Annotated in this window: 12 protein-coding genes and 1 pseudogene; 6 read left to right on the forward strand and 7 right to left on the reverse strand. The window is 53.7% G+C overall.

The window, feature by feature from the left end:
- Positions 1 to 42: 42 nt before the first annotated feature.
- Positions 43 to 945: an S-adenosyl-l-methionine hydroxide adenosyltransferase family protein gene (locus ACJHYO_RS20180; protein WP_000751610.1), complete on the forward strand. Its 903-nt coding sequence runs from the start codon at positions 43 to 45 to the stop codon at positions 943 to 945.
- Between the two features lie 54 nt (positions 946 to 999).
- Here ACJHYO_RS20180 and uvrD read toward each other — a convergent pair whose 3' ends face one another.
- The 6 genes from uvrD to lptM all read right to left on the reverse strand — a co-directional run bounded on the left by uvrD (position 1,000) and on the right by lptM (position 6,623).
- Positions 1,000 to 3,162 (reverse strand): DNA helicase II, encoded by a 2,163-nt coding sequence (gene uvrD / locus ACJHYO_RS20185; RefSeq protein ID WP_000383407.1) that lies wholly within the window; start codon positions 3,160 to 3,162, stop codon positions 1,000 to 1,002.
- 83 nt (positions 3,163 to 3,245) lie between these two features.
- Positions 3,246 to 3,962 (reverse strand): 5-amino-6-(5-phospho-D-ribitylamino)uracil phosphatase YigB, encoded by a 717-nt coding sequence (yigB, locus tag ACJHYO_RS20190; protein ID WP_001533748.1) that lies wholly within the window; start codon positions 3,960 to 3,962, stop codon positions 3,246 to 3,248.
- Entirely contained in the window at positions 3,962 to 4,858 is an 897-nt protein-coding gene (gene xerC / locus ACJHYO_RS20195; RefSeq protein ID WP_000130676.1) for a tyrosine recombinase XerC, read from the reverse strand. Before xerC ends, yigB begins: the two co-directional genes overlap by 1 nt.
- Positions 4,855 to 5,562, reverse strand: a complete 708-nt coding sequence (locus ACJHYO_RS20200) for a DUF484 domain-containing protein (RefSeq protein ID WP_000812802.1) — start codon at positions 5,560 to 5,562, stop codon at positions 4,855 to 4,857. The genes xerC and ACJHYO_RS20200 overlap by 4 nt, the downstream gene beginning before the upstream one ends.
- Positions 5,559 to 6,383, reverse strand: a complete 825-nt coding sequence (gene dapF / locus ACJHYO_RS20205; RefSeq protein ID WP_001160654.1) for a diaminopimelate epimerase — start codon at positions 6,381 to 6,383, stop codon at positions 5,559 to 5,561. Before dapF ends, ACJHYO_RS20200 begins: the two co-directional genes overlap by 4 nt.
- Before the next feature lie 36 nt (positions 6,384 to 6,419).
- Positions 6,420 to 6,623 (reverse strand): LPS translocon maturation chaperone LptM, encoded by a 204-nt coding sequence (lptM, locus tag ACJHYO_RS20210; RefSeq protein ID WP_000799889.1) that lies wholly within the window; start codon positions 6,621 to 6,623, stop codon positions 6,420 to 6,422.
- Positions 6,624 to 6,781: 158 nt separating this feature from the next.
- Here lptM and ACJHYO_RS20215 point away from each other — a divergent pair.
- Both ACJHYO_RS20215 and cyaY read left to right on the forward strand, forming a co-directional pair.
- Positions 6,782 to 6,967: pseudogene (locus ACJHYO_RS20215) on the forward strand (DKNYY family protein); the annotation flags it as partial.
- A gap of 125 nt (positions 6,968 to 7,092) precedes the next feature.
- Positions 7,093 to 7,413 carry an iron donor protein CyaY gene (cyaY, locus tag ACJHYO_RS20220; protein ID WP_000999936.1) on the forward strand — a complete coding sequence of 107 codons (321 nt, stop codon included), beginning with the start codon at positions 7,093 to 7,095 and terminating at the stop codon, positions 7,411 to 7,413.
- Between the two features lie 39 nt (positions 7,414 to 7,452).
- Here cyaY and cyaA read toward each other — a convergent pair whose 3' ends face one another.
- The gene (gene cyaA, locus ACJHYO_RS20225; protein WP_000281694.1) at positions 7,453 to 9,999 is read right to left on the reverse strand and encodes a class I adenylate cyclase; all 2,547 of its coding nucleotides are present in this window, start codon (positions 9,997 to 9,999) and stop codon (positions 7,453 to 7,455) included.
- A 386-nt stretch (positions 10,000 to 10,385) separates the two neighbouring features.
- Between cyaA and hemC the strand changes: the two genes are divergently transcribed.
- The 3 genes from hemC to hemX are packed head-to-tail and all read left to right on the forward strand — an operon-like array spanning position 10,386 to position 13,285.
- Complete coding sequence (gene hemC, locus ACJHYO_RS20230; protein ID WP_001340172.1) at positions 10,386 to 11,327, forward strand: hydroxymethylbilane synthase; 942 nt, start codon at positions 10,386 to 10,388, stop codon at positions 11,325 to 11,327.
- On the forward strand, positions 11,324 to 12,064 hold the full coding sequence (gene hemD, locus ACJHYO_RS20235) for a uroporphyrinogen-III synthase (protein ID WP_016233678.1): 741 nt from the start codon (positions 11,324 to 11,326) through the stop codon (positions 12,062 to 12,064). Before hemC ends, hemD begins: the two co-directional genes overlap by 4 nt.
- A 21-nt stretch (positions 12,065 to 12,085) precedes the next feature.
- Complete coding sequence (hemX, locus tag ACJHYO_RS20240) at positions 12,086 to 13,285, forward strand: uroporphyrinogen-III C-methyltransferase (RefSeq protein WP_000139094.1); 1,200 nt, start codon at positions 12,086 to 12,088, stop codon at positions 13,283 to 13,285.
- Positions 13,286 to 13,287: the final 2 nt, after the last annotated feature.

Here is a 13,287-nt window from a genome sequence, read left to right on the forward strand (position 1 = left end):
TACACAGCTGGAAAATCATCAGATAAATGAAGGGAAACAAAAATGAAAAAAACGCTCGCAACATTATTTTTATTAACCTGTCTGGGGTCATCATCCGCTTATGCGGATAACGCTTTGATTTTACAAACGGATTTTAGCCTGAAAGATGGCGCCGTCTCGGCGATGAAAGGGGTCGCTTTCGGCGTTGACCATAATCTTAAAATATTTGATTTAACACACGAAATTCCACCGTATAACATCTGGGAAGGCGCTTACCGCCTGTATCAGACTGCCAATTACTGGCCGCAAGGTTCGGTGTTTGTTAGCGTGGTCGATCCTGGTGTTGGTACAGAGCGTAAATCGGTAGTGCTGAAAACCAAAAATGGTCAGTACTTCGTTTCACCAGATAACGGTACGCTCACGTTGGTGGCGGAATCGCTGGGTATTGAGAGCGTCCGGCAAATCGATGAAAAAACCAACCGTCTGAAAGGTTCCGAAAAGTCATATACCTTCCACGGTCGTGACGTGTATGCCTACACCGGTGCACGTCTGGCTTCCGGGGCGATCACGTTCGAGCAGGTGGGGCCAGAGCTTCCTGCAAAAGTTGTCGAACTTTCTTATCAGAAAGCCAAAGCAACAAAAGGTGAAGTGAAGGGCAATATCCCGATTCTCGATATTCAGTACGGCAACGTCTGGAGCAATATCAGCGACGAGTTGCTGAATCAGGCAGGAATCAAACTCAACGACACGTTGTGTGTGACCATTTCCGAAGGTTCCCAGCAAAAATACGCAGGGAAAATGCCGTATGTCGCAAGCTTCGGCGATGTGCCGGAAGGCCAGCCGATGGTGTATCTGAACAGCTTATTGAATGTTTCCGTGGCGCTGAATATGGATAATTTCGCGCAGAAACATCAGGTTGCGTCTGGTGCTGACTGGAATATTGATGTGAAGAAGTGCGCTAAGTAAGTTACTGATGCCGGATGCGGTGTGGCGCACCGCATCCGGCAACGGAATCGTAAATTATACCGTCTCCAGTCGGGCGTAAGCCGCCACCAGCCATTTAATACCCTGGCCCTGGAACGCCACCTGCAAACGGCTATGCTCACCGCTGCCTTCCATATTGACGATGGTGCCTTCACCAAACTTAGCGTGGCGTACGCGCTGGCCGAGCTTGTAGCCGCTGTCGTTCTCGACCATCGGCGTACCCATCCGTTGATGGCTGACCGGGCGGCTTACCGTGGCGCGCAGGCGCACCTCTTCCACACACTCTTCCGGCAACTCACCGATAAAGCGCGACGGGCGATGGTAAACCTCTTTGCCATATAGACGGCGGGTTTCCGCGTAGGTCAGCGTCAGTTTCTGCATCGCGCGGGTTACGCCAACGTAGGCCAGACGGCGTTCTTCTTCCAGACGCCCGCCTTCATCCAGCGACATCTGGCTTGGGAACATGCCCTCTTCCATACCAACGATAAACACCTGCGGGAATTCCAGACCTTTCGCCGAGTGTAGCGTCATCAACTGCACCGCATCCTGCCAGGTATCCGCCTGCCCCTCGCCCGCTTCCAGCGCCGCATGGGAGAGGAATGCCTGCAGCGGCATTAAATCTTCGTCTTCTTCGTTGTAGCTGAACTGGCGCGTTGCCGTCACCAGTTCCTCTAAGTTTTCGATACGCGTCTGACCTTTTTCGCCCTTCTCCTGCTCGTACATGGTGCGCAGGCCGGAGTCTTTAATTACCCGGTCAGTCTGTACATGCAGCGGCATATCGGCAGTTTCCTGCGCTAAGGCGTCGATCAGCTCCATAAACCGCTGTAAGGCGCTGGCAGCACGTCCGGCGAGGGCTTTTTCCTGCAACAGTTCACGACATGCCTGCCAGAGTGTTAACTGGCGATCGCGCGATGTCTGACGTACCACGTCCAGCGTCCGGTCACCAATACCCCGCGTTGGCGTATTAACCACACGCTCAAAGGCCGCGTCGTCGTTGCGGTTGGCAATCAGGCGCAGATACGAGAGCGCATCTTTGATTTCCTGGCGTTCGAAGAAGCGCATCCCGCCGTAAATACGATACGGCATACTCGCCTGCAATAACGCCTCTTCCAGCACACGCGACTGGGCGTTGCTGCGGTAGAGAATGGCGCACTCGGCAAGCGCCCCGCCGTTGTCCTGCCAGGTTTTGATGCGGTTAACCACAAAACGCGCTTCGTCGAGTTCGTTAAAAGCGCAATAGAGGGAAATAGGCTCACCGTCCGCGCCATCGGTCCACAGTTTTTTACCCAGACGCCCGTTATTGTTTTCAATCAGGGCGTTAGCGGCGCTCAGAATATTGCTGGTAGAGCGGTAGTTCTGCTCCAGACGGATAGTTTCAGCACCGGGGAAATCATTGAGGAAACGCTGAATATTCTCGACCTGCGCTCCGCGCCAGCCGTAGATTGACTGGTCGTCATCGCCAACGATCATCACTTTGCCAGTATCGCCTGCCAGCAGTCGGATCCACGCATACTGAATGTTGTTGGTATCCTGGAATTCGTCCACCAGGATATTGGTAAACCGTTCGCGATAGTGCTGAAGGATATGCGGCTTGTTAAGCCACAACTCGTGAGCACGTAGCAGCAGCTCGGCGAAGTCCACCAGGCCCGCGCGGTCACACGCTTCCTGATACGCCTGATACACCTTCTGCCAGGTCTGCTCCACCGGATTACCGTAGCTCTGAATATGATGCGGACGCAGCCCCTCATCTTTCTGGCTGTTGATGTACCACATTGCCTGGCGCGGCGGCCACTGCTTCTCGTCGAGGTTCATCGCCTTGATTAGGCGTTTGAGCAGGCGTAGCTGGTCCTCGCTGTCGAGGATCTGGAAATCCTGCGGCAGGTTGGCGTCCATATGGTGCGCACGCAGCAGGCGGTGCGCCAGCCCGTGGAAGGTGCCGACCCACATGCCGCCCTGGCTGGTGCCCATCAGTTGCCCGATACGATGACGCATCTCCGCCGCCGCTTTGTTGGTAAACGTCACCGCCATAATCGAATACGGCGAGCAGTTTTCCACGCTCATCAGCCAGGCGATACGATGCACCAGTACGCGCGTCTTACCACTGCCCGCGCCCGCCAGCACCAGAAGGTTGCTGCGTGGCGCGGCCACCGCTTCGCGCTGTTTGTCATTAAGGCTGTCGAGCAGGTAAGAAACGTCCATTGGCACCGCCGCGTAAAAATAGGTTGGGCGGAGAAGCGCAACGCCCTCCGCCAAAAAGCTGGGTATATATACAGATTTGCTGATTATATCAGCGAGGTCAGAGATGCCAACCGGGAAATTTCCAGATGCGGCAGTAAACGGCTGTCCCAGGTTTGCATCAGATCGCCATTTTCCGGTCTGATCCAACAGGCCTGCATTCCACTACGGATCGCGCCCCCCACATCGGTGGTGAGATCGTCCCCGACATGTAAGATCTCGCCGATCGGCACGTTGAGTTTTTCCGCCGCCAGGAAGTACATATCGCTGAACGGTTTTGAGCGCCCGTGCGGGCCAGCGCGCAGCACAAACTCAAAATAATGCCCCAAACCAAACAGTTCCGGCTGGGCGTTACCGTTGGTGATCGCCACCAGCGGCCATTTCTTCGCCAGCTGTTTTAAGGTGTCGTGGGTTTGCTGCGGGACGTCGATCCGGCTGCGCCATTTGGCAAAGTTGATCATTGCTGCATGTGCGCCTACACTGGCTTCTTCGGCACTCAGCCCGGCGTCGAGCATCGCTTGTTCAATCGAACGAAAACGCCAGCGCGTCACGTCGTGATAAATCTCGGGTTCCGCTTCCCGTACCGCCTGGCGCAGGCGTTGCAGATCTTCATTCTGGAAGCTGCGCAGCGCCGGATGATAATTTTGCACAAAGGTAAGCGCCTCTCGCTCGGTGCGCAAAATCACCGGACGGTTATCGTAAAGGGTATCATCCAGGTCAAAGGTGAGCGCCGAGATGCGCCCCAAAGGCCGGTAAAAACGCATTATTTCCCCCGTTTGGCGCGTGGATGCGCCGCATCGTACACCGAGGCAAGGTGTTGAAAATCAAGATGAGTATAGATTTGCGTGGTGGAGAGGTTGGCATGACCCAGCAGCTCCTGTACACCACGAAGATCGCCGCTCGACTCCAGCATATGGGTAGCGAACGAGTGACGTAATTTATGCGGGTGAACGTGATTATTCAGCCCTTGTTTTATGCCCCATTCGGCAAAGCGTTTCTGCACATTACGCGCGGAGATACGTTTGCCCAGTTTCGACAGAAAAAGCGCGTCGTCTTCACTACCAAACAGGTCGCGCAAATCAAGCCAGTGCTCAATCCACGCCACGGCGTTGCGACCAATCGGCAGGCGGCGCTCTTTGCTGCCTTTTCCCATCACCCACACTTCGCCAGACTCCAGGTCGAGGTGTTTGATATCGAGCCCCACCAGCTCGGAAAGACGCAGACCCGCGCCGTACATCACTTCCAGCATTGCCCGATCGCGCACGGCGAGGGGATCGTTGATATCAATATCCAGCAGCCGATTCATATCATCGACGTCGATGTTTTTCGGCAGATGACGCGGCGCTTTCGGTGCCGAAACACCTTTCGCCGGGTTAGCTTTGAGTTCGTTCTGGCTGACCAGCCAGTCAAAAAAGCTACGTAGCGCAGAAAGCCGTAACGCCAGACTTGCAGCTCCCAGCCCTTTACGGCGACTGCGTACAGCAAAATTACGCACCATCGTCACATCACATTGCTGCCAGCTTTGCAGGCCGTTTTCGCTGGCAAAATGGATGATCGCCTCAAGCTGTCGCTGGTAGTTAAGCAGGGTTATCGGGCTAAGCTGGCGCTCCACGCTCAGATAACGTAGGTAGCGTTCTACATCGGTGTGTAAATCGGTCATACGCGTTCAATCCAACGCGCCAGAAGCTCCGGCAACATCAGTGCAATTTCATGAAGTAACTGCGTTCCCTGCCCTTGTTGATAGTGACTGGCATCGCGACTGGTAAACAGCACAACACCCAAATCAGCATCGCTTCCCAGCATCGACATCGCCACCGATCCCACCGCTTTCGCTTCCGGTAGCACCACCAGAAGCTCCGGTCCGTTAAGCGGCCCCAGATAGTGCTGTTCCTGCCCCAGACGCTGAATACGCAGCGGTTCGAAAGACTGACGGCTTAATGCCAGATGAGTGTAGTTCGACGGCGCACCTAAGCGCCAGCGATCTGGAAACAGGCGCAGACTCGCACCTGCCAGGCCGAGATCGCGCGCCCAGCGGTGAAAGCGCATCAGCATATCATCGAGACTGCTGGCGGCGGTGAGACTGCGCTGCAGGTAGAGTAGACGATAAAACAGGCCTTCGTTGGCGATTGCCTGTTCCATCAACAGCGCCATGTTCTCTTCCAGAACATGAATATGATTACGTGCGCGGGCCATGTGCCACTCGACCAACGAAACGGTGCCGCGTACCGGATGCGGCACACGTATCGCTTCTACTGCGCGCGCATTGCGGATAAAAAACTCAGGATTTTTAATCAGATAATCGACAACCGCCCGGTCATCAAGCTCCGTGAGTGTTTCCTGCAGTTCTTCCCCTGGTTGCTTCATAGATGAATAAATCCGTCGTAGACATGTACCGCCGGGCCAGTCATATATAACGGGTGACCCGGACCTTTCCAGGCGATATCAAGACGACCGCCGGGGAGCTCCACGCGTACTTCTTCGGCCAGCAAACCTTGCTGGATCCCTACTGCAACCGCCGCACACGCGCCGCTGCCGCAGGCCTGGGTTTCTCCTGCCCCACGCTCATAAACGCGTAAACGAATATGCTCGCGCTTAACCACTTGCATAAAACCGATATTGGCGCGCTCCGGGAAACGTTCGTGGCTTTCCAGAACAGGACCAAGCGTTTCTACCGCAGCGGTATCGACATCATCGACCTGAATCACGCAATGTGGATTTCCCATCGACACCACGCCGCATAAGATTGTCTGCTCGGCGGCGCGCATAATATAGGTCTTTTCCGCTTTGTTAGCGCGAAACGGCACGGCGGAAGGTTCGAAGTTGGGTTCGCCCATATTTACGCGGACCAGATCATCATCGGTGACGGTCAGAACCATCCGCCCGTTGGCGGTGCTGACGCGGATATCGCGCTTATTGGTCAGCCCTTTCAGGCGCACAAAACGGGCAAAGCAGCGCGCGCCGTTGCCGCACTGCGCCACTTCACTGCCATCAGCATTGAAAATGCGATAGTGAAAATCCAGTTCAGGATCATACGGCGGCTCAACCACCAGCAATTGGTCAAACCCTACCCCCAGGTGCCGATCCGCCAGGCGACGAATCAGCTCCGGTGAAAAAAAGACATTCTGCGTTACCGCGTCGACGACCATAAAATCGTTGCCAAGGCCATGCATTTTCGAGAACTGCATCATTTACTCCAATCACGCGGGTACAGAAACTGACTTTTAGTAATTCACCTGGGATGGACCATCGCCAGTGGCGCGGTCGTTTTTGTCCGGCACCGTGGATTGCGTTTGCGTCTCTACCGGTTTGGTCGGCGGCGGTGCGTTTTTATCTGCAGGCGGGAAATAGAGCGGACCTTTCAGACCGCAGCCCGTCAGGCTGAAGAGAGTAAGTAATACAGTGAGTGCCTTAAACACGTTTTTCATTATGGATTGCCTGTAAAGTTCATCGCTTTCTGCTTTCTATCATCGCAGGAGAAGGCGTAAAAGCAAGCGTTTAGCGACTCTTTATGAAGTCTGAAAAGTGAGGAAATGCTGCGAGTATAACGCTTACACGTGGGGATTTATGTTTTGCTGGTAGTTTCGTGATCGGCACCTCGCGCCAGGATGGCTTTATGCACTATCACAATGTGGTTTGTTTGTTGTCTTGTTCGTTGTTTTTATCGTCGGCATGGGGATGTCGGCTTGATGAGCCGGAACATAATATTTACCAGAAACAGGGAAAAGGCGTGGTGTATTTGCGCCCTTATGAAAAGACCAATCTTTCGCTATATAGAGATATTATTATTCCGGTGACGGATGAATCATGCCGGAACGCAGCAGCAGACGGGCAAACTTTGAAGCCCTGACCCCATGCCGCTATACTGCCGCCATCACTTAAAAACAGGATACAACAATGAACGACAGTGAATTTCATCGCCTGGCTGATCAACTGTGGCTGACCATTGAAGAACATCTGGACGACTGGGATGGCGACAGCGATATCGACTGTGAAATCAACGGCGGTGTACTAACCATTACCTTTGAGAACGGCAGCAAAATCATTATCAACCGCCAGGAACCACTGCACCAGGTGTGGCTAGCAACCAAACAGGGTGGCTACCATTTTGATCTGAAAGGCGACGAGTGGATTTGCGATCGTAGCGGTGAAACCTTCTGGGATTTGCTGGAACAGGCGGCGACGCAGCAGGCGGGTGAAACAGTTAGTTTCCGCTAAGATTGCATGCCGGATAAGCCTCGCTTTCCGGCACGTTCATCACGAAAAATACTGCTGCAACAGCGGCGCGTCATGCTCCTGATTGGCAGGTGGCATGTTACCGATAGATTTGGTGCGAAACGGAATCACCTGTTCACGACCATCAACCTTCACAATCTGATAGAACTGCGGCAGGTTGAAGTTGATGAAGCTTGAGCCGTAGGTGAAACGGTCGTGCGAAGACGAGTAGAAGCGACTGACGTCACGCACCAGTTCCTCTTTGCTGCCTTCGCAGTGGTGATACACCTCAACCCGGTTGCTTTCGTCGAGAATGTAGATATTAAAGCCATTCTCGTCTTGCGTTTCTTCGAAGAAAAACTGGATGATCCCTTCGCTGGCAAAGCCGTCCACCACCGCCGGTAATTTGACGTGATTGGTTTCAACCTGCACTGACAGGCCGTGCAGTTTGTTATGCGAAATAGCGCCATAAAACTCGATGGCGTTTTCCAGTTTCTGTACCGAGACATTCAGCCGTTCGAAGAACAAGCCCCAGGTTTGACCGGAGACGCGCAGCGCCTTGAAGCGCCCGGTTTCCTGGCGGGTGCTGGAAAGACGCAGTTCAATACACTCAGAAACCAGTTGCTGCACGCGAGTACGGATTAAGCCGCGCAGATGCTGGCTATAACAGAAGACTTCCACGCTATCTGGCGGCGCGGCGTCCTGATGCATTTTGCCGAGAATAGTTTTCAGGGCTTCGATCATCGATTGCTCGCCGTTGAAGTGCAGCGTACGCACTTCGTTCCACGAGTTGCGATACAGCAGGTCAACGCTACCTACCAGGCAATTTTGATTCTCGCCAAAGCTGAAGACATCCAGCTTACGGAAATCAAAATGCACCACCTGATTGCGGAACGCAGCTGTCGGGTCATATTCCAGGTTAACGATAATCGCCAGATGGCGGATCTCACACGGGCTGTAGAGCGCCTTCGGTGTCGGTGCAGGTAAGCGCAGCGGGAAATGGTGCGACACGTCGGCGACCATCTCCTGCAACTTAGGCAAATCGACAATGCCGTTACCTTTAATATACAAGCGGGTGCGCGAGGTCAGCAGGCCGTTAAACCATGCCCACGCCACTAGTTTATTCAGGTAGCGATTATATTCCAGCGGCTGATGGCTGATGATTGACTCAATATTTGGCGCGCGGTTATACAGATACCAACCTGAACGGTTGGCGCGGCCCGGCGGTACATAAATAAAGGTCAGATTCGGTTCCGAGAGATCGGGTGAAATCTGCGGGTTTACCAGCGTCACTTTACCCGGTAACGCTTCAAACGCGGCGTACAGTTTACGTGTCAGAACACCGATATCCTGCGGGCTGGCGGAAACGCTAAGGTTATTGCGACGCGCAAAGCGGATCAGATTGCGGTAGCTCTGCATCATCGCGTCGAGCAACTCGTTGTGCGCCTCACGCACCTGATCTATCTTCCAGTTAGCGCGGTTATCAAGCATTGCCAGACGAGAATCGTCCCATTCCCACTCTTTCACCAACTGGCTTAACACTTCACGACGCCAGCCTACGCAGGCGCGTTCACGGCTAAGTTTTTCACACACTTTTAAATAGAAGCAGCGGCGAACTAAATCCAGACGGGTGAAATCTTCAATAGCCGTCAGATATTCAGTGACGCGCTCCAGCATCATGCAGTATGGATCGAGGCCAAACGATACAATCTCGCCGTCGTGCAAACGCTGTTTGATATCTTTCGCCAGCAGACGTGGGTTCGGGTATTCCCAGGAGTAGGCTTCCAGCAGCAGTGTTTTCAGCACTGCTTTATACGGAGAGTCGATGCTTTTGTAGAGTTGCCAAAGGCTGGCACCAAAGTATTCTTCAGCAGAAAGCGAGCTTAAGCCACCAAGATCCAGCCATTCATTTGGCGTCAGCACGCCCTGCGCGTAAAGCGTCATCACATAGTCGTCGTAATGCTCTTCTTCGTCGCACGGCACCATATTCCACAGAATACGCTTACCGGCGAGACGCACGGCGGTACGATAAAATTCGTCAAGCAGCAGTATATGCTGGGTGGAGCCACAATCTTCGCCCCCCAGGCTGCCGCTTTCATTATGACGGAAGCGGTTTTCATCAATCAGGAAGAAGCTGACTTCCACACCCAGCGAGGCGGCCCAGCTTTCCAGCAGACTACATTTACGTTGTAGCAACTGGCGCTCTTCGCTATCGAGCCAGGATTGATGACAGACCCAGATATCCAGGTCAGAGGAACAACTTTGCCCTACGGACGAGGTGCTGCCCATGGTGTATACACCAGTAATTGGAAGCTCACCTTTCGGTGGGTCCTGTACTGACATTCCACGATACAGTTCAAGCTCGTTCAGGTAGTGGCGTTGAGTTTCATCAGGCGTGTAAAGGCAAATGCCTTTGGGAACGTTACCATCAAGGTAACCCGGCATTAGCGGATGGTGATAGTGCAACAATGTCGGCAGTAGACTGTAGACCTGTTGGAATGCAGGCCCCATAGCAGCAAGCGCGCGATCCACACGCAATTGATTTATGGCATCCAGTCTCTGTTTCAGAGTCTCAATATAGAGGTACAAGACGTATCGCCTGATTTGCTACCCGTCATGACTGTGATTCCGCCAAAATCAACGGTAACACGCGGCATTCGGGATATTTCGTATGTCAAAGGTAACCGTTACCACTTTTCGCGCCTGGTTTTTTTAGTTTCACGACGAAAAAATGGTCTAAAACGTGATCAATTTAACACCTTGCTGATTGACCGTAAAGAAAGATGCGCTACATACAAGTGTAGCACCGTTTATTCTCTGTAAATTCCTTATTACGAAGGCTCAAAGCGCCTGTCAGGATCCACTGCCAGACCTCATTTTACGGTTTGCGCAGGCGTCTACGTTTCACCACAACACTGACATCGCTCTGGCAAGGATGTTAGGATGGACCACGGATGATAATGACGGTAACAAGCATGTTAGACAATGTTTTAAGAATTGCCACACGCCAAAGCCCACTTGCACTCTGGCAGGCACACTATGTCAAAGACAAGTTGATGGCGAGCCATCCGGGCCTGGTCGTTGAACTGGTACCGATGGTGACGCGCGGCGATGTGATTCTTGATACGCCGCTGGCGAAAGTAGGCGGGAAAGGCTTATTTGTGAAAGAGCTGGAAGTCGCGCTCCTGGAAAATCGCGCCGATATTGCCGTTCATTCAATGAAAGATGTGCCCGTTGAATTCCCGCAAGGTCTGGGGCTGGTCACCATTTGCGAGCGCGAAGATCCCCGCGATGCCTTTGTATCCAACACCTATGACAGTCTGGATGCGTTACCGGCAGGCAGTATCGTCGGGACGTCCAGTTTACGTCGCCAGTGCCAACTGGCTGAACGCCGCCCGGATCTGATTATCCGCTCCCTGCGCGGCAACGTCGGCACTCGCCTGAGCAAACTGGATAACGGCGAATACGATGCCATCATTCTTGCCGTAGCCGGACTAAAACGTTTAGGTCTGGAGTCACGCATTCGCGCCGCGTTGCCACCCGAGATTTCTCTTCCGGCGGTAGGACAAGGTGCGGTGGGCATTGAATGCCGCCTTGATGATACACGCACTCGCGAGCTGCTTGCCGCGCTGAATCACCACGAAACTGCACTGCGCGTTACCGCAGAACGCGCCATGAATACCCGTCTCGAAGGCGGATGTCAGGTACCAATTGGTAGCTACGCCGAGCTTATTGATGGCGAAATCTGGCTGCGTGCGTTGGTTGGCGCGCCGGACGGTTCGCAGATTATTCGCGGTGAACGCCGCGGTGCGCCGCAAGATGCCGAACAAATGGGGATTTCGCTGGCAGAAGAGCTACTGAATAACGGCGCGCGCGAGATCCTCGCTGAAGTCTATAACGGAGACGCCCCGGCATGAGTATCCTGGTCACCCGCCCGTCTCCCGCAGGAGAAGAGTTAGTGAGCCGTCTGCGCACACTGGGGCAGGTGGCCTGGCATTTTCCGCTGATTGAGTTTTCTCCGGGTCGACAATTACCGCAACTTGCTGATCAACTGGCAGCGCTGGGAGAGAGCGATCTGTTGTTTGCCCTCTCGCAACACGCGGTTGCTTTTGCCCAATCACAGCTGCATCAGCAAGATCGTAAATGGCCCCGACTACCTGATTATTTCGCCATTGGACGCACCACCGCGCTGGCACTACATACCGTAAGCGGACAGAAGATTCTCTACCCGCAGGATCGGGAAATCAGCGAAGTCTTGCTACAATTACCTGAATTACAAAATATTGCGGGCAAACGTGCGCTGATATTACGTGGCAATGGCGGTCGTGAGCTAATTGGGGATTCCCTGACGGCGCGCGGTGCTGAGGTCACTTTTTGTGAATGTTATCAACGATGCGCAATCCATTACGATGGTGCAGAAGAAGCGATGCGCTGGCAATCCCGCAAGGTGACGACGGTCGTTGTTACCAGCGGTGAAATGTTGCAGCAACTCTGGTCGCTGATCCCACAATGGTATCGTGAGCACTGGTTACTACGCTGTCGGCTATTAGTCGTCAGTGAGCGTTTGGCGAAACTCGCCCGGGAACTGGGCTGGCAAGACATTAAGGTCGCCGATAACGCTGACAACGATGCGCTTTTACGGGCATTACAATAACTCTCATAACAGGAAGCCATAATGACGGAACAAGAAAAAACCTCCGCCGTGGTTGAAGAGACCAGGGAGGCCGTGGACACCACGTCACAACCTGTCGCAACAGAAAAAAAGAGTAAGAACAATACCGCATTGATTCTCAGCGCGGTGGCCATCGCTATTGCTCTGGCGGCGGGCGTCGGTTTGTATGGCTGGGGTAAACAACAGGCCGTCAATCAGACTGCCACCAGCGATGCCCTGGCTAACCAACTTACGGCACTGCAAAAAGCCCAGGAGAGCCAAAAAGCCGAGCTGGAAGGCATTATCAAGCAACAAGCTGTACAGCTTGAGCAGGCGAATCGTCAGCAAGAAACGCTGGCAAAACAGCTGGATGAAGTCCAACAAAAGGTCGCCACCATTTCCGGCAGCGATGCTAAAACCTGGCTGCTGGCCCAGGCCGATTTTCTGGTGAAACTCGCCGGACGGAAGCTGTGGAGCGATCAGGACGTCACGACCGCTGCAGCGTTGCTGAAAAGTGCAGACGCCAGCCTGGCGGATATGAATGACCCGAGTCTGATTACCGTTCGCCGGGCAATTACCGATGATATCGCCAGCCTTTCTGCGGTATCGCAGGTGGATTATGACGGTATCATCCTTAAGCTTAATCAGCTTTCAAATCAGGTAGATAATCTGCGTCTGGCCGATAATGACAGCGATGGTTCGCCGATGGATTCTGACGGTGAAGAGCTTTCCAGTTCCATCAGCGAATGGCGTATCAATCTGCAAAAAAGCTGGCAGAACTTTATGGACAACTTCATTACGATTCGCCGTCGTGATGACACCGCCGTACCGCTGTTAGCGCCAAATCAGGATATCTATCTGCGCGAAAATATTCGCTCTCGCCTGCTGGTCGCAGCACAAGCTGTACCGCGTCACCAGGAAGAGACTTATCGCCAGGCGCTGGAGAACGTCTCCACCTGGGTACGTGCTTACTACGATACTGATGATGCCACCACCAAAGCGTTCCTCGACGAGGTGGACCAGTTAAGCCAGCAAAATATCTCGATGGATCTTCCGGAAACCCTGCAAAGCCAGGCGATGCTGGAAAAATTGATGCAGACCCGCGTGCGTAACCTGCTGGCACAACCGGCAGCAGGGACAACGGAAGCTAAACCTGCACCTGCACCTGCACCTGCACCTGCACCGCAAGCTGATGCTCCGGCAGCCGCGCCGCAAGGAGAATAACC

Origin of the sequence: Escherichia sp. WS1118 (assembly GCF_046487695.1) — a bacterium.
Taxonomy (GTDB): domain Bacteria; phylum Pseudomonadota; class Gammaproteobacteria; order Enterobacterales; family Enterobacteriaceae; genus Escherichia; species Escherichia coli.